Origin of the sequence: Paraburkholderia sp. BCC1884 (genome assembly GCF_900996225.1) — a bacterium.
Lineage (GTDB): Bacteria > Pseudomonadota > Gammaproteobacteria > Burkholderiales > Burkholderiaceae > Paraburkholderia.
This window is the reverse complement of the sequence record NZ_CAAJGL010000145.1, coordinates 98,882-121,429: the sequence shown is the minus strand read 5'-3', so window position 1 is coordinate 121,429 and position 22,548 is coordinate 98,882. Positions and strand designations below refer to the sequence as shown.

18 protein-coding genes are annotated in these 22,548 nt (G+C 62.7%); 11 read left to right on the top strand and 7 right to left on the bottom strand.

What is annotated here, in order from left to right:
* Positions 1-158: 158 nt before the first annotated feature.
* Both FQ705_RS31520 and FQ705_RS31515 read right to left on the bottom strand, forming a co-directional pair.
* Entirely contained in the window at positions 159-1,973 is a 1,815-nt protein-coding gene (locus FQ705_RS31520; protein WP_144148527.1) for a sensor domain-containing diguanylate cyclase, read from the bottom strand.
* Entirely contained in the window at positions 1,973-3,118 is a 1,146-nt protein-coding gene (locus FQ705_RS31515) for a PotD/PotF family extracellular solute-binding protein (protein WP_260854678.1), read from the bottom strand. Before FQ705_RS31515 ends, FQ705_RS31520 begins: the two co-directional genes overlap by 1 nt.
* 439 nt (positions 3,119-3,557) lie before the next feature.
* On the opposite strand from FQ705_RS31515, the gene FQ705_RS31510 reads away from it, so the two are divergent.
* The 8 genes from FQ705_RS31510 to FQ705_RS31475 all read left to right on the top strand — a co-directional run bounded on the left by FQ705_RS31510 (position 3,558) and on the right by FQ705_RS31475 (position 12,132).
* Positions 3,558-3,800, top strand: coding sequence for a hypothetical protein (locus FQ705_RS31510; protein ID WP_144148525.1), 243 nt, complete (start codon positions 3,558-3,560; stop codon positions 3,798-3,800).
* A 233-nt stretch (positions 3,801-4,033) separates the two neighbouring features.
* Complete coding sequence (locus FQ705_RS31505) at positions 4,034-4,816, top strand: ABC transporter substrate-binding protein (RefSeq protein WP_144148523.1); 783 nt, start codon at positions 4,034-4,036, stop codon at positions 4,814-4,816.
* 259 nt (positions 4,817-5,075) lie between these two features.
* Positions 5,076-6,191 (top strand): succinylglutamate desuccinylase/aspartoacylase family protein, encoded by a 1,116-nt coding sequence (locus FQ705_RS31500; RefSeq protein WP_144148521.1) that lies wholly within the window; start codon positions 5,076-5,078, stop codon positions 6,189-6,191.
* A 368-nt stretch (positions 6,192-6,559) separates the two neighbouring features.
* The gene (locus tag FQ705_RS31495; protein WP_144148519.1) at positions 6,560-7,699 is read left to right on the top strand and encodes a porin; all 1,140 of its coding nucleotides are present in this window, start codon (positions 6,560-6,562) and stop codon (positions 7,697-7,699) included.
* A gap of 470 nt (positions 7,700-8,169) precedes the next feature.
* Positions 8,170-9,654 carry a catalase gene (locus tag FQ705_RS31490; protein WP_144148517.1) on the top strand — a complete coding sequence of 495 codons (1,485 nt, stop codon included), beginning with the start codon at positions 8,170-8,172 and terminating at the stop codon, positions 9,652-9,654.
* Between the two features lie 256 nt (positions 9,655-9,910).
* Complete coding sequence (locus FQ705_RS31485; RefSeq protein WP_144148922.1) at positions 9,911-10,300, top strand: DUF6232 family protein; 390 nt, start codon at positions 9,911-9,913, stop codon at positions 10,298-10,300.
* A gap of 148 nt (positions 10,301-10,448) precedes the next feature.
* Entirely contained in the window at positions 10,449-10,790 is a 342-nt protein-coding gene (locus FQ705_RS31480; protein WP_144148515.1) for a hypothetical protein, read from the top strand.
* 250 nt (positions 10,791-11,040) lie between these two features.
* Complete coding sequence (locus FQ705_RS31475; RefSeq protein ID WP_144148513.1) at positions 11,041-12,132, top strand: hypothetical protein; 1,092 nt, start codon at positions 11,041-11,043, stop codon at positions 12,130-12,132.
* Positions 12,133-12,204: 72 nt separating this feature from the next.
* Here the strand turns inward: FQ705_RS31475 and FQ705_RS31470 are convergent, their stop codons facing one another.
* Complete coding sequence (locus FQ705_RS31470) at positions 12,205-14,658, bottom strand: glycogen/starch/alpha-glucan phosphorylase (protein WP_144148511.1); 2,454 nt, start codon at positions 14,656-14,658, stop codon at positions 12,205-12,207.
* A 709-nt stretch (positions 14,659-15,367) separates the two neighbouring features.
* On the opposite strand from FQ705_RS31470, the gene FQ705_RS31465 reads away from it, so the two are divergent.
* Entirely contained in the window at positions 15,368-16,735 is a 1,368-nt protein-coding gene (locus FQ705_RS31465) for an MFS transporter (protein ID WP_144148510.1), read from the top strand.
* 61 nt (positions 16,736-16,796) lie between these two features.
* On the opposite strand, the gene ltaE is transcribed toward FQ705_RS31465, so the two are convergent.
* Complete coding sequence (gene ltaE, locus FQ705_RS31460) at positions 16,797-17,804, bottom strand: low-specificity L-threonine aldolase (protein ID WP_144148508.1); 1,008 nt, start codon at positions 17,802-17,804, stop codon at positions 16,797-16,799.
* A gap of 192 nt (positions 17,805-17,996) precedes the next feature.
* Entirely contained in the window at positions 17,997-18,767 is a 771-nt protein-coding gene (locus tag FQ705_RS31455) for a peptidoglycan DD-metalloendopeptidase family protein (protein WP_144148506.1), read from the bottom strand.
* 363 nt (positions 18,768-19,130) lie between these two features.
* Here FQ705_RS31455 and FQ705_RS31450 point away from each other — a divergent pair, with 363 nt between their 5' ends.
* Positions 19,131-19,451 (top strand): hypothetical protein, encoded by a 321-nt coding sequence (locus FQ705_RS31450; protein ID WP_054041885.1) that lies wholly within the window; start codon positions 19,131-19,133, stop codon positions 19,449-19,451.
* Between the two features lie 168 nt (positions 19,452-19,619).
* On the top strand, positions 19,620-20,378 hold the full coding sequence (locus FQ705_RS31445) for a DUF2968 domain-containing protein (RefSeq protein WP_144148504.1): 759 nt from the start codon (positions 19,620-19,622) through the stop codon (positions 20,376-20,378).
* A 115-nt stretch (positions 20,379-20,493) separates the two neighbouring features.
* Here FQ705_RS31445 and FQ705_RS31440 read toward each other — a convergent pair whose 3' ends face one another.
* Together FQ705_RS31440 and gndA are read right to left on the bottom strand one after the other, a co-directional pair.
* Positions 20,494-20,811, bottom strand: a complete 318-nt coding sequence (locus FQ705_RS31440; protein ID WP_144148502.1) for a DUF4148 domain-containing protein — start codon at positions 20,809-20,811, stop codon at positions 20,494-20,496.
* Positions 20,812-21,080: 269 nt separating this feature from the next.
* Positions 21,081-22,490, bottom strand: a complete 1,410-nt coding sequence (gndA, locus tag FQ705_RS31435) for an NADP-dependent phosphogluconate dehydrogenase (protein ID WP_144148500.1) — start codon at positions 22,488-22,490, stop codon at positions 21,081-21,083.
* Positions 22,491-22,548: the final 58 nt, after the last annotated feature.

Genomic DNA, 22,548 nt, shown 5'->3' with positions numbered 1-22,548 from the left:
ACGCGGTCGCATTGGCGCCGCCTCCCTCGACGGCGCACACATCGACGTCCTTCCGCTCGATAGCGATAAAGAGCGGCGAGCGCGATCCGCGCCGCCGGTTTATTTGGCCTGCGCCAGATCGGAGGAAGCGACGCGCTTCTGTCAGCGTTGCGCCGGCTTCAGGCGGTCGGCTCGGCCTCGCGCCCGCGCGTTGTGTCTTCGTCGTTACGGGCGCGCGCTTGCGACGCCTGTCCTTGCCGACGTGCCTCCAGCACGTCCTGGTAGCGCAGATACGCGCAGCGTCCACCGGACTTGGCCGCATACATTGCCGCGTCCGCATTGAGCAGAAGCTCCTCGGCGGTGCCGCTGTCGTCGGGAAACTGGCTGATGCCGATACTCGCGCCCACGGTCATGCTCTGGCCGTCCATCAGGAGCGGTTCGTTCAATGCGTCCACGATGCGCGAGGCGATCGCCAGAGCGACCTCCGCCGAACGCGGCCCCTCGATCAGCACGATGAATTCGTCGCCGCCGAGACGCGCCACCACGTCGGCCGAGCACAGCACCAGCTTCAGGCGCCGCGATACGGCCGCCAGCACCTTGTCGCCGATGGAATGGCCGAACTGGTCATTGATCTGCTTGAAGCGGTCGAGATCGACGAACAGCACGGCAAGCCCTTCCTGACGCCGCGTGGCTTCCTCGATCGCGTTCTCGAGCTTCTCCATGAAGAGCATGCGGTTCGGCAGCCCGGTCAGCACGTCGTGGGTGGCCAGATGCACGAGCTCGCGCTGCTTGGCATGCAGCACGTCCATCTGCGACTTGATTTCACGGCGCAGACGATCGAAACAGCGCGCCAGCACACCGATCTCGTCGGTGCGTTTGAGCGGCAGGGTTTCCATCGCATGCGCGGCGAACAGGTGCGTCGCCGCGTAAGCGAGCATGTGCAGCGGCTTGGTGAGCGCGCGCGCGAACAGCACGGCGAGGAACAAGCCCAACACGCTAAAAATCATGACGATGCGGATGATCTGACTGCCCAGCAGATGCGCGCCGGACAACACGTCCTGGAGCGGCCTCGCGAGACCCAGCACGATGAAGCGGTTGCCTTCCATATCGCCGAACGGTCTGCGTACGAACGACAGCACTTCACCGGCCGCCTGCTTGCGCCTGACCAGTCCGTTGACCACCACTTCGCTTTGCGACTGCTCGAAAAGCGGCCTGGTGACCGAGAAGCTGTCCTGCATCAGAACCCGCCGGCCCCGGTCGAAGCCGAAAGCTTTGGAGGGATCGGGGTGAACCAGAAAATCGCCCCACTCGTTGGCCAGATAGACCTGATAGTCGCTCGGCAAATCGGCGCGCAAGCGTTTGAAGAGGCCCGCCAGATCGACGTCGATCACGATCACGCCCTCCACCACGCCATTGGCGTCCGCCACCGGCGTGCCGAGCCGCAAGGTCGGCTTGCCTTCCGCGGAATGCGCGCCATACTCGTGATTGACGAGGATCGGCGACGTGTAGATGCGCCCCGGTGAAAACGCCAGCGTCTCGAACACGTAGGCAAACTGACCTTTTTCCTGCAGGTTGCTGCCTTGCACGCGCACGAGGCCGTCGGCGTCGCGATCGAAGCGGATCAGTTCGAGCCCATGATGCTCGCGCGTAATCAAGCGGATCTGCAGGTACTCGGGGTGATGAACCATGAAGCTGGAGTAGACCTGCGCCAGCCGCTCGCGCGGTTCGCTCGCCCCCATGCCGTCGTCGGTCTGCACGACGAACGCCGAGGACGGCATGCTCGCGAGCACGAGCGCGTCGGCGCCGACGTCATCGATCGAGGTGGAAAAGCGCTGGCCCAGCAACTCGGTCGAGGTCAGCAGGCTCTGCCCGGCTTCGTTCACGAGCATCGTGCGATTGGCGCGATACGCGTAATAGCCGGTTGCGCCGGACGCCAGCACGCCGATGCACGCGAGCAGAATGGATAACTTGATGGTAAGGCCTGGCCGTATCATCAGAAGCGCTCCGGCCGGTCTCCGGACACGATTCGGGCCCACAGGTCCTCGCGCCGTTGAATGTCTTCCACCGGCCCGATCCACACGATGTGTGCCGGGTCACCGCTTTCCGCAGGCGCGCTCAACGTGTTGGCGAGGCCCTGGCGCTGCGTCAGCAACGCGCTCACCTCGGGTTCGAGCATGTAATTGATCCACGCGAGCGCGAGCGGCTGATCGGTTGCCGCACGCGTCATCGACCAGCAGTCCAGCCACGCGAGCACGCCTTCATCGGGAATCACATAGCCGACGTCAGCGCCCGCACGGCGCAGCAACTCGACCTGCTGCGTGCCGTAGTTGCCGAACATCAAGGCAACCTTGTGCTGGATGAAATACGCGGTGGCCTCTTCCGGCAAGGTGTAATACGTCAGCAGATTGCGGCGCAGATCGACGAGCTTGCGGGCAATCGTGCGCATCTGCACCGCGTCGAGCTGGAACGGATGCGGGTAGCCCAGCGCCAGCGCCGTGAACGAGAAATTATGCTGGGCGCTGTTGAAGTCGAGAACCTTGCCGCGGTATTGAGGATTCCACAACTCACGCATGGAGCGCGGCGCGACGGCGATCTGCTTGCGATCGTAGATCAGGCCCATCGACGAATACGTGAAGGGAATCGCGTAGGCCTTGCCTGCCGAGGTCAAACCGCCGATCGACGACAACGCCTGAAAGCGCGGCAACTGTTTCTTCGTGTTCGGCAAGCTGGCGAGATCGAGCGGCGCCAGCAGATTCGCCTGGGTATAGCGCTGGATTTCCGCTGTGTTGGCGGCGAGCACATCGAACGGCGGGATTTGCTGGGCGTGCATCTGCGCCCAGAGCGCTTCGTCGGAGTCGACCAGCGTGACTTCTACCTTGGCGTGGTAGCGCGTCTCGAAGGCTTTCACCACGTCGGCGTCGGCATAACCGGGCCATGCGAGCACGCGCAGGACTTTGCCCTCGGCGTGAGCGGCCGTCGATAACAAGCCGCCGCAAAGCACGACGCCGATCAGCAAGGTCAAAAACGCGTGAAAACGGCCGCGACGCGATGTATACGCGCGAGCCGATCCCAACACGATTCGCCCCGGAAAGAATCGTTTGGAACAGCGCCTCTCATCTGCCATCAACATCTTGTGCATACACGACACCGTTTAGCAGAAAGCCGTTTCCCCAAGCGTAGACATGCGCAATGAACCCCGCGGACGTGGTGGCTTGATGACATTCTTCAGACAGATATACTCTCGACCCGGCTATGGCTGGCCCGAGGAGTACCGATAATAGCGCCAAGTAATGCAATTTGGGTTTGACTCGCGCCAGAATCAGAAAGAATAACCAGTCAAATATCGGGCGGCAAACTGGCATCCCGGTATTTAACGGCAATTTATGCGGAATCTTTAATTTACCGCTCAACGTTTGAAATCCGGCGTCCGTAATAACTCGTAATCGGTGCTGTTAAATATTAGTTTCAAAATGGGGCTGAATCGTGCGTCATTAAAGAAGCCCGCACTCGTGCCGATAACGCTGACTCGTCCCTGGCTGCCGTCGGCGGCTGACGGCAGACCGAAAAAGAAACAGACAATGCGCTTGAGAAAAACGGAGTGGGTGTCGCTGGCGCTGGTCGGCGCCCTCGTAGCAGGCTTCGGCAGTTGGCTTCAGGGTGAGATGAACCGTGCCACGTTCGCGCGCACGCAGCGCGAAACACTCGACCAGCGCGGCGCCTGCAGCGGCATGACCCTGCAGGAATCGCAAACGATGGACAAAGGCGCACTCTGGTGCGGCGTGATCGATGCCGCTCGCGCCGGCTCGCTGACCAAACCTTAGGCAATGCACATCGCGGCGCCGCACCCCACCACATTCGGGCGTTAGAAGCTAGCGTCGAAAACCATCCGGTATTTCACTAGCTACCCAATATTTTTGAACTGATAAGCTTGGCGCGCGCTGCTGGCCGCCCCGGCCGGCAGCTTCAACCCAAGACCCGTCGTGAGTCGCGCCGGGCGTCCCGCAGTGGCACAACCGCAGGCGGGAGTATTTGAACTACACCGAGGAGTTAAACAGTGAAAAAACTGCTAGCGGCTTTGACGGTTGCTCTGCTTGCAACCGTCTCGATTGGCGCACACGCTAAAGATTGGTCGACCATCCGCTTCGGCGTTGACGCCAGCTACCCCCCGTTTGAGTCGAAGGGCTCGGACGGCAAGCTCGTTGGCTTCGATATCGACCTCGGCAATGAAATCTGCGCGCGCCTGAAGGCCAAATGCGTGTGGGTGGAAAACGACTTCGACGGCATGATTCCGGCTCTGAAGGCGAAGAAGTTCGACGGCGTGCTGTCGTCGATGTCCATGACGCCGCAACGCGCTGAGCAGGTCGCTTTCTCGTCGAAACTGTTCAACACGCCGACGCGCCTCGTCACGAAGAAGGGTTCGGGCGTGATGCCGACGCCTGAGTCGCTGAAGGGCAAATCGGTTGGCGTCGAGCAGGGCACGATCCAGGAAACCTACGCGAAGACCTACTGGGAGCCGAAGGGCGCCAAGGTGGTCCCGTATCAGAACCAGGATCAGGTCTACGCCGACTTGCTGTCGGGCCGTCTCGACGCTTCGCTGCAAGACGCAGTGGAAGCCGAAATCGGTTTCCTGAAGACGCCGCGCGGTGCTGGCTATGAGTTCGCCGGCAAGGATCTGGTCGACGAGAAGGTGCTCGGCAACGGCGCAGGCATCGGCATGCGCAAGGAAGACACCGATCTGAAGGCGAAGGTCGACAAGGCAATCGCCGACATCATCAAGGACGGTACGTACAAGAAGCTCGAGAAGAAGTACTTCGACTTCGACGTGTACGGCAGCTAAGCAGTCGACCTGGCAGGCTGCGCGCGTCTGACTGCGCGCCTTCTGCCGGCACGAAACGGGCTCCGCCAGTGGCGGAGCCCGTTTCGTTTGTAGCGCCGCACAAAACCACGCTTTGCATCATATCGGCTAAGATCGTGCGATCGCAGCGCCTCGCAAGCGCTGCCCGGCGGTCTCGCACCGACCGGCCATCGGCCAAGTTTTCCCACTGTTATCAACGAGATAGCGCGGCACGCCTCATCTGGCCGCGGATTTGAAAACCATGCAAACCCAGACCCATCCGCTGATTGCCCCGACGCTCGGCACCGCCCGTAACCTGACGAGTTTCCACTACGGTCCCGGCGGCGGGCAGAAGATCTACATCCAGTCGTCGCTGCATGCCGACGAATTGCCCGGCATGCTGGTGGCGTGGGAATTGCGCCGCAAGCTCGCCGCGCTGGAAGCCGCCGGCAAGATCCGCGGCGAAGTCGTGATCGTGCCGGTGGCCAATCCGATCGGCCTGAACCAGCATTTTCTCGGCCATCTGACGGGTCGCTTCGAAACCAATACAGCGCAGAACTTCAACCGCAACTTCCACGATCTTTCGGCGCTCGTCGAGCCCGTGATCGAGGCGCACCTGACCGACAACGTCGACGCCAACCGCGCCGCGATCCGCACCGCGATGCGCGAAGCGCTCCACGCGCAAACGCCGCAAACCGAACTCGAATCGCAACGCCTCGCCTTGCAGAAACTCTCGTACGACGCCGACGTCGTGCTCGACCTGCACTGCGACTGGGAAGCCGCGATGCACCTCTACACCAACCCGGACCTGTGGCCGGACGTCGAGCCGCTCGCGCGTTATCTGGATGCGAAGGCCTCGCTGCTGGCGCTCAATTCGGTAGGCAATCCGTTCGACGAAATTCACAGCTTCTGCTGGTCGGATCTGCGTGGCCGCTACGGCGAGCGTTTTCCGATTCCGAACGGCTCGATCTCCGTGACCATCGAACTACGCGGCCAGCGCGAGGTGTCGTACGAGTACGCCGGGCGCGACGCGCAAGCGATCATCGAATACCTGACCTCGCGTGGCGTGATCGACGGGACGGCCGCCCCGCTGCCGCCGCTCGAATTCGCCGCCACGCCGCTGGCAGGTGCCGAGCCGATCGTCGCGCCCATGAGCGGCGTGCTGGTGTACCGCTGCGAAGTGGGCACCTGGGTGGACGTCGGCCAGGAAATCGCCGATATCGTCGACCCGCTGACCGATCGCGTCGTCACGCTGAAGAGCAACGTCGCCGGCGTGCTGTACGCGCGGCATCTGACGCGCTTCGCGACCGCCGGCCTCGAATTCGCGCGGATCGCCGGTGCGAAGGCCTTCCGCAGCGGGTCGTTGCTGAGCAACTAACGCCGGCTGCGGCAGCCAGAGCGCAGTCTGGAAGGCGTGGAACGAGCGCGCCTTCGAACTGCGTATCGATGTAATCCGACACTTCCTCCGACTCGAAACGGGCATCGCCGCATGCGGTCCGATGCCCCCGAACCCATCGCTTTTTCAGGCGCTCGCTTAAGCAGAAAATCGAAAAAGCTTATGCGCACCAGCCCTTGCTTCATTTCAACTTGTAATGCTATGTGAGTGTCGCGCCGGCGCGACAGATACGAAAAATAACCAAGGCTGTCACATACCTTACTCTGCATTCCCTTAAATTGCGGCCCATCGGACGACTACGCCACAAGAGCACGGCGTCGCGATTGCTCAATTTTTTATCGGAGAAAGTCTTGAACAAGAAAGTATTGGCCGCCGCTACTCTCGCCGTCTTCGCATCCGCAGCTCACGCACAAAGCAGCGTTACGCTGTACGGCTTGATCGATGCCGGCTTCACGTATGCTAACCATGCTGGCACTAACGCCCAGCATCTGTATCAGTACGGCGACGGTGTCGCTCAAGGCAGCCGTTTCGGCCTGCGTGGTTCGGAAGACCTCGGTGGTGGCCTGAAGGCAATCTTCACCTTGGAAAACGGTTTTAACTCGGGCACGGGCGCACTGGGTCAAGGCGGCGCGCTGTTCGGCCGTCAAGCCTTCGTCGGCCTCTCGCAAAACGGTATCGGCTCGCTGACGTTCGGCCGCCAGTACTCGTTCTCGACGGACTATCTGGGTGGTTCGTACTCCAACGGCGGCAACACCGTCGCGGGTAACTACGGCTTCCACATCAACGATATCGACCAGCTCACGTCGAGCCGTATCAACAACTCGGTCAAGTTCAGCAGCGCGAACTTCGCAGGCCTGACGTTCGGCGGCATGTACGGTTTCTCGAACCAGGCAGGTTCATTCGCAGGCGCGCCGGGCACGACCGGTTCGTCGGCAACGTACAGCTTTGGCGTGAACTACGCAAACGGCCCGTTCGGCATCGGCGCTGCGTACACGGACATCCGCTTCCCGGGCTCGGCAGCACCGGCCTTCTCGACGACGCTCGCTAACTCGGCACTGCCGGGCACGGCGAAGGATCTGTCGACGGTTGGCGTCGGCGCTCGTTACGCAATCGGACCGGCAACGATGTACGCGCTGTGGACGCACACGAACATCGAGCAGATCACGGGTCACATGACGACGTTCAACGCGTACGAAGCAGGTGCCAAGTACGCCTTCACGCCGGCATTGACGGGCGCGCTGGGCTACACGTACATGCAAGCCAAGGACCTGACGAACGGTCACTGGAACCAGGTCGACGCCAGCGCCGACTACGCACTGAGCAAGCGCACCGACGTGTACCTGCTGGGCGTTTATCAGCAAGCTTCGGGCAAGACCGCGAAGAACACGGACCTGCAGGCGCAGGTCGGTTCGAGCGCAAGCAGCTTCCTGCCCGCAGCAGGCGCGAGCACGCAGCTGGCAGTTCGTGTCGGTATCCGTCACAAGTTCTAAGCGATTCCAGTGGGCGGGGAATGCGAGTTCCCTGCTGCACCGAGACGCTTGAAAAACGCCCTTCGGGGCGTTTTTCTTTTTGTGGCACCGCTGCTGCTTCGGCGGGCACCCACCGTTGAGCAAACCGGTGGGTGGCCAGATCGACATGCTCGCCATCGACACGATACTGCCGGTCGGCGATCGTCCATCCCTCGAGGAGGACAAACGGGGGCTGCCCGGATATCATCGCGATTACCGTTTATCCTGCGTTTTGTCTTGAACCTCGCGACGCGCCGGGCAATCTGCCTGGCTGCGAGCGTCGCCCATTTCCCCCACGATCACGCCTCTCGTCAGGCTTTTTCAGGTCGCATCAGCGCTTTAAAGGACCGGGCTGCCGAACTGCTCTATCGTCTGTCCTGAGAAGACCGCACGGACCATGAGGCGCGGCACTGTTGTCTTCACAACGAAGTACATCACTGGAGAGATGCACCATGAGCAAGCTCACAACGGCCTTCGGCGCGCCGGTAGTCGATAACCAGAACACCCAGACGGCCGGCCCTCGTGGCCCCGTCCTTCTGCAGGACATATGGTTCCTCGAGAAACTCGCGCACTTCGATCGCGAGGTCATTCCCGAACGCCGGATGCACGCGAAAGGGTCAGGAGCCCATGGCACGTTCACGGTCACGCACGATGTCACCCGCTACACGCGCGCCAAAATCTTTTCGACCATCGGCAAGCAGACCGACATGTTCGCGCGCTTCTCCACCGTGGCGGGAGAACGGGGCGCCGCCGACGCCGAGCGCGACATCCGCGGCTTCGCGCTGAAGTTCTACACCGAAGAAGGCAACTGGGACCTGGTCGGCAACAACACGCCGGTATTCTTCCTGCGAGACCCGCTGAAGTTCCCGGATCTGAATCACGCCATCAAGCGCGACCCGCGCACCGGACTGCGTAGCGCCGAAAGTAACTGGGACTTCTGGACGCAACTGCCCGAGGCGCTTCATCAGGTCACGATCGTGATGAGCGAGCGTGGCATTCCGCGCACATATCGACACATGCACGGATTCGGCAGTCACACCTTCAGCCTCATCAACGCCGACAACGAGCGTTTCTGGGTCAAGTTTCATATGCATACCCAGCAAGGTATCGAGAACATGACGGATCAGGAGGCCGTCGAACTGGTCGGATCCGATCGGGAGACTCACCACCGCGACCTGTACGAGGCCATCGAGCGCAAGGAATTCCCGCGCTGGACGCTGTATTTCCAGATCATGCCGGAGAAGGAAGCGGCGGCCTACAAGGTCAACCCGTTCGACCTGACGAAAGTCTGGTCCAAGAAAGACTATCCGCTCATCGAAGTAGGTCATCTCGAACTCAACCGGAACGCAGAAAACTGGTTTGCCGACGTGGAGCAGGCGGCGTTCAATCCGGCAAACGTGGTGCCCGGAATCGGCTTCTCCCCCGACAAGATGCTGCAGGGACGGCTGTTCTCCTACGGCGACGCCCAGCGCTACCGACTGACCGTCAATCACCATCAGATTCCGGTGAACTCGCCCCGTGGGACCACCCACTACAACAACTATCACCGCGACGGCGTGCTACGTGTAGACGGAAACCACGGCGGCACCACACCGTATAACCCGAACACGCGCGGAGCATGGCTGGACCAGCCCGATTTCAGCGAACCGCCGCTTTCTATCGAAGGCGCCGCAGACCATTGGAATCACCGCGTCGACGAGGATTATTACTCGCAACCGGGAGACCTGTTCCGTCTGATGTCTGCAGCTCAGCAGACTGTGCTGTTCGAGAACACCGCGCGAGCCATGCACGGCGTTTCGAGTCCCATCCGCGAGTTGCATATCGAGCATTGCACGCTAGCCGATCCCGCCTACGGCGCTGGCGTGCGCAAGGCCCTCGAAACGCTCGACGCGCTGGGATCGACCGCCAGTCGCTCCGAGCCGGAAATGTCGAAGTAAGCCGCGCACACAGTTCCAGGAGAGGCGGCCGCAGCCATGCCGATGAAACATGGCTGCGGCCCGCGCCTCTGGAGAGTCAAACCGAAAGAGTGCGCAAGCACCCGCTTCAAACAGTTCGTTATACCAACTGAACCACGGTATCCAGATGCCCGCCTCGGAACTCGGCGTCTCCGGCGCGATCAGCAGCAAAGCCAGCGGCGCCGCACCTGAGAAGTCTGGTACGCTGCGGCCTCTGCCACCGCTAGCCTTTAACTCGATGGACAATCCTTTCAATGATCGCGGCGTATCAGTCACGCGCAATGCACTTTCGTCGGCCGGCCAGGTCTTCCCATTGCGCGACATCGTCGGTGTACAGGTCGTCACCGTGCCGAAGAACAAAGCTCTGCCACGCATTATTTCAGCAATCGGTCTGGTCGGCGCGATTGTCGGCGGCGTCTTTCGCTCGCCGGTGGGCATGGTGTGCGGCACGATGCTGATCGTGGTGGGCTGGCTCACCTGGGCGACCCAGGACGTCACGCACCGTCTGATGGTGCAGACCCCCAATGGCGAACGCGAGGCCCTCATGAGCACCGACCGCGAATTCGTCGAACGCGTCAGCGCGGCCGTGCATGAAGCTAAGTCCGCCGCCGCCGCGCCGAAGGTGTAGGTCTGGATCAACCTATGGCGCGCGGCGTGTTAACGCAAAATTGATTCGGCGTGAGCCGGCTTTTGCGCGCCCTTGAGGCGCGCGTGAGTAGAGTGGACAGGTATCCACAACGCGCGCCACGCCGCCTCACCGGTGCGGCGCAATCACGATGCTTACCTCTCTCGCCACGTCCGACACGGCTGCGTCATGCACCGTACGTCCTACCCGCCGCGCCAATCAAGCTCAGCGCGTCGTGCCACTCGTCATCATCGACGTCATCGTGCCCGGGACTTCATCGGCAAACGGACGCCGGGCACTGCATGCCGCGCTCGGCGACGATCTGCGTCTGTACGTCGTCACCGTCGACCAGCAACACGAGTGCGTGACCTTCCGCGTCGAAGTCACCTCGCGTACGCTCGACGACGTGATCGCCCTGCTAACCGCCACACTCGATCGCGCCGTCCTGGGCCGCGCGCGGGCCACCGTGATCCGGCATCCTCGCGATTATTGACATAGGTCAACGATCGGACGAGCGCGCCTGCCGCCGTCCCAAGCCTTTACACATCTTTGCAAATCACGACGAGTCGCGATGTAGAGTCGCCGCTCCCTTACCGCGTGTTCCTTTCCGCAGGCCCCGCCAGCTTCCCGGTTCAAGCCCCCACGCATGGCAGTCCGCTGCGTGTACCGCGCCGTGCTGTCCAGTCGCGGCACACCATGCATCGCCTACGCCAGGAACCCGCTTTTTTTGCAAAGCACGATCCATGTTCCTGTCCGTTTCCAATGTCGCACGCCGCCCCACTCGTCCTAACTGGTGCCGGCTTGCCGCGGCGACGCTACTAGCCACCGTTGCGTGCGCTGCGCTCAGCGGCTGCGGCATCACCTTCCCCGTGCCGACGCCGCCGCCCGCCACCGCCGCGCTCGTCAACGGCGGCAACGATGGCCTGCTGATCCCGCTGCATGTGGAGCGCGCCGATCACGATCATGCGCGTCTCGGCCTGCCCGTCCAACTCGATGGCAAACCGCTTTACTTCGCACTGGACACCGGCACGCAGGGCATACGCGTGGTCAAGTCAGCGCTGCCCGACACGAGCTACCCGAACGTTGGACCGGTCAGTTCGCTGCCACTCGCGAACGGTGCGCAGGTCTCCGGCGCCACGGCCAAACTGCCCGCGAGCATCGCCGGATTGAAGCCCGTGCAAGTCGATGCGCAAGTAGTCGATTCAGTCAGTTGCCAGCCGTTTGCCAAACACTGCGTCGGCATGGACGGCTTTACCGCCGAATTCGGCTGGGCATTCTCAGGGCTCTTCGGCATCGGTGCCGCGCAGCCCGACGACAGTTGCTGCACGCAGCCGCTGCGAGCCATCTCGGGCAACGTCGGCCAGCGCTACGCAGTGCACGCCAATTTCGCGAAACCCTATCTCCTGCTGAGCCCGTCGAACGCGTTGATCAAAGACTATACGAGGGTGCCGATGACGCGTCTGAACGACGGCACGATGCAATGGCCGCGCGGTTGCGTCAACGTCGACGACAAGATGACATTTTGCGCGCCGCTCGTTTTCGCCACGGCCAGCAGCGACATGATCCGCATCGAAATGGACAAGGCGCCGAACTGGACCGGCGACGACGAGGTCGGCACCGTGCTCAAGCAGGGCAACTACAACGTGGCGATTGGCTCGGGCAAATGGCTGCACCGCTATGACAGCGCGCAGGTCACGATCGTCAAGACAAAACCGGGCGCCAATCGCATCGTGATCGGCCTGGTGGGCATGCAGAATATCGACGTGCTGTTCGATTTCCCACGCGGCGAACTGGGTCTGCGAGCCGCTCGCGAGATCGAGAACTTCGCGCAGTAATCGCCAATGAAAATGGCCGGGCAATCGTCGAATGGCCCGGCCATGTCTCACTTCACGTCACCTTGAAACGCCTCACTCCATATTGAGCGGATTCACATGCCAGATGTTGCGAGCATATTCGCCGATGGTGCGATCCGACGAAAACTGCCCCATGCCCGCGACATTCTCGATCGCACTTTCCGCCCACGCGCGCTTATCGACGAAGCGCGCATCCACATCCTTCTGTGCCTGAGCGAACGCGGCAAAATCGGCCAGCACCATGTAGTGATCGCCCCAATCGACTAGCGTGTGGAAAATGTCCAGGAAGCGCAAGGGATCGTCCGGCGAGAAAAAGCCTGAGCGGATCTGGTCGAGCGCCATGCGCAACTCCGGATTCTCCTCGTACACCTGCCTGGGACGATAGCCGCTGGCGCGCAAGCTATCCACTTCGTCAGCCGTGTGGCCAAAGATGAAAATGTTCTCGCGACCCACCGCGTCGCAGATTTCGATGTTGGCGCCGTCCATCGTGCCGATCGTCAACGCGCCGTTGAGCGCGAGCTTCATATTGCCGGTGCCCGATGCTTCGGTACCGGCCATCGAAATCTGCTCGGACAGATCCGCTGCCGGAATGATCAACTCGGCCACGCTCACGCCGTAGTTCGGCACGAACACCACCTTGAGACGATCGCCGATCAGCGGATCGTGATTGACCTTCTCGCTCACATCGCCGATCAGCTTGATGATCGTCTTCGCCATGCGATACGCGGACGCCGCCTTGCCGGCGAACATCACCACGCGCGGCACCCAGTCGAGTTCGGGATTCGCGCGAATCTGGTTGTAGCGCACGATCACGTGCAGCACGTTCAGCAGTTGCCGCTTATATTCGTGAATGCGCTTGACCTGCAGATCGAACAACGCGTCCGGATCGAAATGCAGTTTGGTGTGATGCGCGAGCCGATGCACGAGCCGCAATTTGTTCTGCCGCTTCGCTTCGCGGAATGCCTCGATGAAGCCGCTGTCGTTGCGTAAGTTGCGCAGTTGTTCCAGTTCGAACAGATTGCTGCGCCAATGCTTGCCGATCTGCTGATCGATCAGCGACGACAGCGACGGGCTCGCCTGCGCGAGCCAGCGACGCGGCGTGATGCCGTTGGTCACATTGGTGAAGCGGTCGGGATAGATGCGTGCGAAGTCGGCGAAGATATCGCGTGTCATCAGTTGCGAATGCAGCTTCGAGACGCCGTTCACCTTGTGGCTCGCCACGATCGCGAGATACGCCATGCGCACGCGCCGCTGACCATATTCGTCGACGAGCGAAATGCGGCGGATCATCTCGGCGTCCTGACCCGATTGCTCGCTAACGTGCTTGAGAAACTGGGCGTTGATCTCGAAGATGATCTCCAGGTGCCGCGGCAACAGGCGCGCGAGCATCTCGACGTCCCATGTTTCGAGCGCCTCGGGCATCAAGGTGTGATTGGTGTACGAGAAGATTTTCGTGACATGCTGCCACGCCTTCTCCCACGGCACGTGGTGCACGTCCACCAGCAGACGCATCAGCTCGGGAATCGCCAATACCGGGTGCGTATCGTTCAGATGCACCGCCACCTTTTCGGAAAAGCGGCCAAACGTGCTGTGCGTGCGCTGATAGCGGCGTATCAGATCCTGCATGGTCGCCGACACGAAAAAGTATTCCTGACGCAGCCGCAACTCGCGGCCGGCCGGTGTCGAATCGTCGGGATACAGCAGACGCGAGACGTTCTCCGACATGTTCTTGGTGTCGACCGCGTTGCGATAGTCGCCGCGATTGAAGGCGCCGAGATCGAGCTCCTCAGTGGCGCGCGCCGACCAGAGGCGCAGCGTGTTGGTCGCGTCGGTTGCGTAGCCGGGGATGACCGTGTCGTACGCGGTAGCGTTCACATGCTCGGTGTCGATCCACTCGGTGTGCTCGCCGCGCTGCACCGTGCGGCCGCCGAAGTGCACCATGTACTTGATCTCGGGTCGCGGAAACTCCCAGGGATTGCCCGCGCGCAGCCAGTAGTCCGGCGCCTCGACCTGCTCGCCATTGACGATCTGCTGACGGAACATGCCGTATTCGTAGCGGATACCGTAGCCGAAGCCTGGAATGCCGAGCGTCGCCATCGAATCGAGAAAACACGCCGCAAGCCGGCCGAGACCGCCGTTGCCGAGCGCGGCGTCTGGTTCGATCTCGGTCAGCGCGTCCATGTCGACGCCGAGACTGGCGAGCGCCTCCCGCATCTGATCGTGAATGCCGAGTGCCAGCAAGGCGTTCGTAAAGGTCCGGCCGATCAAGAACTCCATCGACAGGTAGTAGACGCGTTTCACGTCCTGTTCATATTGCAGGCGCGTGGTCTTCATCCAGCGCGCGACCAGCCGGTCGCGCACGGCGAGCGCCGCGGCGTGCAGCCAGTCATGCGGATGCGCGGTAACGGCATCCTTGCCGACGCCGTACATCATGCGATTGGAAATTGAGCGCCGTAGCGCGTCGACGGTACTGTTGAGCTGGTCGAATTCCAGATCGACGGCTGTCATCGAAGCCTCCGGGGAAAGTGCGACGCGGCATACGCAAACCGCACAGATGACGGACGGGAGGCGCGTGCCGGTCAGGCGGGTTAACAAACAGAGTAGGACATTTTACGGCCAGCGGACGGCGGCGGGCACGAGCGTCTGCCCACGCACATGCCATGCCCGCCGATGCGCGCTCGCGCACCGGTTTTTCGCACGCGCGCGGTGCAAACCGCGTGGACGCGGCACTGCGCGCGTGCATTCGTCAGCCAAAAAAGGCCCGACCGTGGCGCGAGTCGATGCGCGCTGGGCAGCAGCGCAGTGCCATTATTTTTTCTGCGCGTGACGGGCGGATGAACGCGTCGATGATGTCGAAAGGTGGTCGAATCGACGGGCCTCATCTGCTGAACCGTTTGTGCCGCAAGGTTTGCGGTCGAGCGAAGCGCGGCCATTTCGCGGATGTGACACGGGCTAGGCCGTTAGTTGCATTAGCAACACTCCAAGACCCGCCCCGCCTAGGCCGACCGCGAGCACGATTTCCGCGTCTCTGTAACAATCGCCACATTCGCCGCGCAGCGCCTGCTCCACGAGTCCGGCCGCGTTTCATCCTTTTCGCAATCCGCCGCGCACGCCGCTCACCGATCAGTCCGGCGCCACGGCATGCATAACCGCCGAGCCCGACTTGTCCGACAAAGCCAGCGCTACTTCCGCCCCGCCCTTTCCCGCGGACGGCCCCATGTCCGCCGCCAATCGCCGCGCGATGGCCGCGATCATGCTCGCCGTCGCGCTTGCCACACTCGATACCGCGATCGCCAACACCGCCCTGCCCGCCATTGCTGCCGACCTGCATGCGGCGCCCGCAGCCTCGGTGTGGATCATCAACGCCTACCAGCTCGCGATGGTCGCGACGCTGCTGCCGCTCGCCGCGCTCGGCGACATCGTCGGGCATCGGCGGATTTATATCGGTGGGATTGCATTGTTCACGCTGGCGTCGCTCGCGTGCTCGCTCGCTTCGACCTTACCGACGCTCGCCGCCGCTCGTGTCCTGCAAGGGCTCGGCGCGAGCGCGATCATGAGCGTGAACACCGCGCTGATCCGCTATCTGTATCCGCCGCACCGGCTCGGACGCGGTCTCGGCACCAACGCGCTGATCGTCGGCGTGTCGTTCGCGGTCGGACCAACGGTGGCGTCGCTGATCCTCTCGGTTGCCGCCTGGCCATGGTTATTCGCCGTGAACGTGCCGCTTGGGCTGCTGGCTTTCGCGTTCGCCTGGCCGGCGTTGCCGCACACCGAACGCGGCACGCACAATTTCGATCCGGTCGCGGCGCTGCTCAACGTAGTCACGTTCGCGGCCTTGATCTTCGCGCTCGGCGAGGCGGCCCAGCGCGCCTCGACGCAACTCGTGCTGAGCGCGGCGGCGATCACGCTGGTGTTCGGGGCGCTGCTGATTCGTCGCGAAGCGGGTCACCCGGCGCCGATGCTGCCCGTCGATCTCTTCAAGCGGCCGGTGTTCGCGCTATCGGCGCTGACCGCGGTGTGTTCGTTCGCCGCGCAAGGTCTCGCCTTCGTCTCGTTGCCGTTTTACTTCGAGACGATCCTGCATCGCAGTCAGGTCGAAACGGGTTTTCTGATGACGCCGTGGCCTGTGGTGGTCGCCCTGGCGGCGCCGCTCGCGGGCAGTCTGTCCGACCGTTATCCGCCGGGCCTGCTCGGCGCGATCGGTCTCGCGGTGATGTCGGCGGGCATGGCGTCGCTCGCGCTCCTGCCGGTGCATCCGCACGTGCTCGATATCGGCATCCGCATGGCGATTTGCGGCGCGGGCTTCGGCTTTTTCCAGTCGCCGAATCTGAAGGCCTTGATGGCCAGCGCGCCGCCCGAGCGCAGCGGCGGTGCGAGCGGCATCGTCGCGACCGCGCGGCTGCTTGGGCAAACCACGGGCGCGGCGCTGGTCGCGTTGAGCTTCGGCATTGCGGGCCGGCACGGTCCGACGCTTGCGCTCAGCGCCGGGGCATTCTTTGCCGGTGCAGCCAGCCTCGCCAGCGGGCTGCGCCTGTTCGCGCCGTCGCATCGCGCGGGCGCGCACGCGAAAGCCGTCGCGAAATAAAAACAGGCGCGCTGTCGGTGACAGTGCGCCCGTTCTTCAGCTAGCAAGCTAGCTTGCTTGCTCAATGCGCGGCGAAATAGCCCTTCACAGCGGCGATGAACGTATCGATGTCGCCGCGCGAAACATCCTTATGCGTGACGAAGCGCGACGCATACAGCATCTGCGTGAGAATGCCGCGCTCCTTCAACCAGGCTTCGAGCGGTGCGCAATGCTGCTGCGGAAACTGCGCGAACACCATGTTGGTCGCAACCGACTGCACCTTTACATGCTCGATCGACTCCAGCCCCGCCGCGAGGTGCGCTGCGTGAGCGTGGTCGTCGGCGAGGCGCTCGACGTTGTGATCCAGCGCGTACAGACACGCCGCCGCCAGCACGCCGGCCTGGCGCATGCCGCCGCCCAGCACCTTGCGCCAGCGGTGCGCTACGTCGATCAACGCCCGGCTGCCGACCAGCACCGAGCCGACCGGCGCACCCAGTCCCTTGGAAAAACAGATCGAGATCGAGTCGAACGGCTCGCACAGGTCCGCGACCGGCTGGCCCGACGCGACCGCCGCGTTATAAACGCGCGCGCCGTCAAGGTGAGCCGATAGACCACGCTGACGCGCGAGTTGCACCGCTTCGGCGACATAGCCCGCCGGCAGCACCTTGCCGCCGATGGTGTTTTCCAGCGCGAGCAGGCGCGTGCGCGCGAAGTGGTCGTCGATCGGCTTGATCGCAGCGCTGATCTTGTCCAGCGGGATCGAGCCGTCGGCGGCATTTTCGAGCGGTTGCGGCTGGATGCTGCCGAGCACCGCTGCGCCACCGCCTTCGTATTTATACGTGTGCGCCAGTTGGCCGACGATGTATTCGTCGCCGCGCGCGCAATGCGCCATCAATGCCGCCAGATTGCTTTGCGTGCCGCTCGGGAAAAATAGCCCCGCTTCCTTGCCGGTGCGCTCGGCGAGCGTGGCTTGCAGACGCAGCACGGTCGGGTCGTCGCCCCAGACGTCGTCGCCGACTTCGGCGGCGGACATGGCCGCGAGCATCGCCGGCGTCGGACGGGTTACGGTATCGCTGCGCAAATCGATCATGGTGGGTCCTGTGCGTTCTGTGGATGACTGCCTGCGACAGCCGGCCGGCGCGTGGCGTCGTCTGCATCGACACGCGCCCGGGCGGTTGTTGAACCACACAGTGTATTCAATTCAGGCGGCGCTGAGAATCGCGCTGAAAACAAGCGGTGCGGACTGCGCCAGTCCCTCACCGCTAGTGGCGACCCCTGCCGGTTATCCGCCCGACTTCGGCAGCCACGTCAGCGGATCGACTGGCTGTCCGTTCTGACGCACCTCGAACTGGATCGACGCCACGCCGCGGCTATCCACCCCGACTTCGCCGATGGTCTGACCTTGCGCGACGGCATCGCCTTCCTTGACGAGCAACTGGCTGTTCTGGCCGTAGGCGGTGATCAGCGAGTCGTCGTGCTTGATGATGATGAGCGGACCATACGCCTCGATGCCCGAACCGGCATACACCACGCGGCCGGTCGCAGCGGCCTTGACCGGATCGCCGGGACGGCCGCCGATCACGATGCCGTTGGACTTGCCGGGCGCGAAGGTCTTCAGGATCGGACCACGCAACGGCCATTGCAGCACGCCCTGCTGTGGACCCGTCGATGCGGTGGGCGGTGTCGCCGGCGTCGGCGTTCCATTCGGCGCGACGCCGACCGGCGGCGTCACGACGCTGCCCGATGCCATCGGCGGAGACACGCGCAACACCTGGCCGGGATTGACCGGCGAATTCGCGGCGAGGCCGTTCCACGAGGCGATTTCCTGCGGTCGACGGCCATATGCCGAAGCAATCCCGGCAATCGTGTCGCCGGGATTGACCCGGTAGAAACCGGCCGGCACGGGCACGGTGCTGAGCGTGGTCGGACGTGACGGCGCGCTGTTGTAGAACGGCGTGCTATCCCACGGCATGCTGGTGCAGCCCGCCAGCAGTGCGCCCAGTGCGGCCGCCGTCAGCAGTCGCGTCCCCGTCAATTGCCATTGTCTTGTCATGTGATTTCCTCGACGCCTTGATTCAATCGGATTCAATCAGCCCCAAGCATTTGCCGTGCCGTTAGTCTGGCGGGCCCGGCAACGGTGTTCCATTATGCCGCTGCACGCCCGTGCGCCACCGCCGGTATGGCATCGGGCGTCCGCCAACATGCAGACGCGGCGATTCGTCTCGACCACCCGACTGCAAGCGGCCCGCCGGTTTCGGCTGGCCCCATTATAGGTGGGCTGGCCGGCCGGCTTGCCGCGTCGAGCCCGCAAGGTCCGATTCGTGTGACTATTGAATCCTCGCAGGCCTCGCCTATACTCAGTCAGACCGCGCGCGACGCACGTACATACAAATCCGGATCCTGCGAGGAGTTGGGGATGAATAAAGCCACCTTTCTGGCCGTGCAGCTCAACGTCGACGACGTTGCGGCGTCACCGGGTCTGGTCGAATTACTGAATACGCATCTCGTGTTCGCCGCCGACGTCGCCGAAGCCGCCGACGCGCTGGTGCAACTCGCGAGCATCGCGGGTCTGTCGAGCGGGGTCGAAGCCAGCGTCGAAATTCCGGCACTCGCGATCGAGCGCCTGCGCGAAGCGCTCGACAATCTCAGCGGCTACGACGAATCGTGGCTGCTCGCGCTGGAACCCAGCCGCGCCCTGTTCGACGAGATCGGCCGACGGCATCGCACCTTGCATTGACGCAGCACCGGCGCGTATGCATCCGCGCCGTCGCGCAACCCGGCGCCGGCTCCGCCCGCGCCGCCGGACCCTCACTTTTCGCTCACCGCTCGCCCCGTTCCGTCGGGCGGCATGCTTAAGCGTTCGCGCCGCTTGCCGGTTTTGGGCGAGTCAACCGGAGGTACTGCCGTGAAAAGTCTCCTGAATCGCCGCAGCGTGCTGGCTGGCCCATCGCATCTCGTGCAGGTGCCGCGAGCGCATGCCGCCGATCCCGTTTCGCCCGACGACCGCGAGGCCGCGGCGCTCGCGCCGGACAACGCCGAGCCTGCCGTGGCCAGCGCTGCGGCGCCCGCGTCGGCTGAAGCGACGCGTCCGGTGACGACTTTGCGGCCGGTGCCGGTGGTGCCGTCGCAGGTCAGCGCGCGCGGCGTGCAGATCGCCGACACCGCCGAAATCGAGTGGCTGGCCGAAGAGGACGCGCTCACGCCGTTTCGCGTATTTCGCAGCTTCGACTATTCGGTCAGCCTGCTTTTTCACGCGAAGGAGTTGGCTTATTACGTCGTGCTCTATCAGGAAGGTTCGCTGTGGCGCGCGCTGAAAGCCGCCGACCTCGAAGCCGCCGAAACGGCCTTCCATCATTTCGTGGAACAGGCGACACGACTGTCGGACGGCGAAACCCGCCGCGCGCAACTCGAGGCACAAAACGAACAATTGGCGCGCATGATCGCGCGCTCAGAGGCGCAGGCCGAGCGGTTGCGCAGCGACCTGCAACGGCGCGGCGCGCAGGAACAGACAGTGTCGAACCGGCAGCATCAGGTGCGCAAGGAAGTGTCGCAACTGGAGGCGCAACGCGTGGCCGCGCAGGCGCATCTGAACAAGGCGCATCGTCAGATTCATCAACTCAATCTGACGAGCAATGAAGGGATTCCGCATTTGCCGAACCGCTAAGATCGACTTTTGATGACGCGGCGGTGCCGCGACCCGCAAAATAAAAAACGCCGCCCGGTCATCCGGGCGGCGTTTCTTTTCCTGCTTCGGCTGGTCTGGCGATTCAGTTGCCAGATTAGTTGCCGAAATAAACCGAGTTACGGTCGCTGCTGGTAATCGGACGACCCGATTGCGACGCGCCGGCGATCGGCGAGCCGTAGCCGCTGTTCACAGCCTGAGCGGTGCCGTTTTGAGCATCGACGCGTGCTTGCGCGGCTTGCAGATTAGCCGGGTAATCGGTGTGGTCGCCGATCGGGTTATAGCCGGCCTTTTCCAGTTGCGCCAGTTGTGCGCGCACTTCCGCACGGGTAACCGGCTGGTTCGACTGAGCGAACGAAGCGACAGGAGCAACCAGAGCGGCAGCGACGACAACGGCGGAAATAAGAGTCTTCATGATGTAAACCTCCAGAACTTGTTTTTAGCTCGCCTTGGGCTCGTTGTCCCGTAGCGCTTAAGTAGAAGTTTAAGAGTGAGAACATCTAGGGGAAACCCCTAAAATAACGATACTCTATTTCGATATTTGCAACAGTAGGTGGAATGCGGCAATGCAGTGCCATCCGCTGGACAGCTTTCAGCAATAATTGAATGCCTCAAATTTCAATCGGTCATTCAGCCCGGCGCGCCTTGATGACAGGGCGCGCCGGCCGCCACTTCAAACGCCGATCAGCTCCAGTTGGCGTGGAAGCTGCCCGGCTTGTCGATACGTTCGAAGGTATGCGCGCCGAAGAAATCGCGCTGCGCCTGCACCAGATTAGCCGGCAGACGCTCCGAACGATACGCGTCGAAATACGCCACCGCCGACGCGAACGCCGGCACCGGCACGCCCGCGTTGATCGCTGCGATCACGACTTCACGCAAGGCCGACTGGTAGTTCTTCGCGATGTCGCGGAAGTACGGATCGAGCAGCAGATTGGCGATCGCTTTGTCTTTCGAATAGGCGTCGGTGATCTTTTGCAGGAAGCGGGCGCGGATGATACAGCCGGCGCGGAAAATCTTCGCGATCGTGCCGTAATCCAGGTCCCACTTGTACTCTTCCGAGGCCGCGCGCAGTTGCGCGAAACCTTGTGCGTACGAAATCACCTTGCTGAAATACAGCGCACGGCGCACCGATTCGATGAACGCCTCACGCTCGACGCCGAGCGGCTTGACCTGCGGCCCTTCGAGCACCTTGCTCGCGGCCACGCGCTGATCCTTCAGCGACGACAACACGCGCGCGAACACCGCTTCCGTGATCAGCGGCAGCGGCGCGCCGAGGTCGAGCGCGTTCTGGCTGGTCCACTTGCCGGTGCCCTTCTGCGCCGCGCGATCCAGGATCACGTCGACCAGATCCTTGCCGGTTTCATCGTCTTTCTTGCTGAAGATCTTCGAGGTGATTTCGATCAGGTAGCTGTCGAGCTCGCCCTGGTTCCACTCGGTATAGACCTTGCCGAGTTCTTCGTTCGACAGGCCGACCACCTGCTTGAGCACCGCATAGCTTTCGGCGATCAGTTGCATGTCGCCGTATTCGATGCCGTTGTGCACCATCTTCACGAAATGGCCCGCGCCGTCCGGACCCATGTACGCGACGCACGGCTCGCCGTCCGGCGCCTTCGCGGCGATTTCGGTGAGGATCGGCGCGACGAGGTCATACGCGTCGCGCTGGCCGCCCGGCATGATCGACGGACCTTTCAATGCGCCTTCTTCACCGCCCGAGACGCCGGTGCCGATGAAGTGCAGACCGGACTTCGCGAGATCCTGATTGCGGCGGATGGTGTCGGTGAAATGCGTGTTGCCGCCGTCGATCAGAATGTCGCCCTTTTCCAGCAGCGGCTTCAACTGATTGATCGTCGCATCGGTGCCTTCGCCTGCCTTGACCATCAGCAGAATGCGGCGCGGCTTTTCCAGCGACTCCACGAACTCTTCCAGCGTGAAAGCCGGCACCAGCTTCTTGTCCGGATATTCGGCGATGAGTTCGTCGGTTTTCTCGCGGCTACGGTTGTACACCGACACCGCGTGGCCGCGGCTCTCGATGTTGAGCGCCAGATTGCGGCCCATGACCGCCAGCCCCACCACGCCGATTGCCTGTTTGCCCATGTGAATTCTCCAGAGTCCAAAAAAAGTCGGGACGCCGCGCCGCAAAAGCACGTCGGCG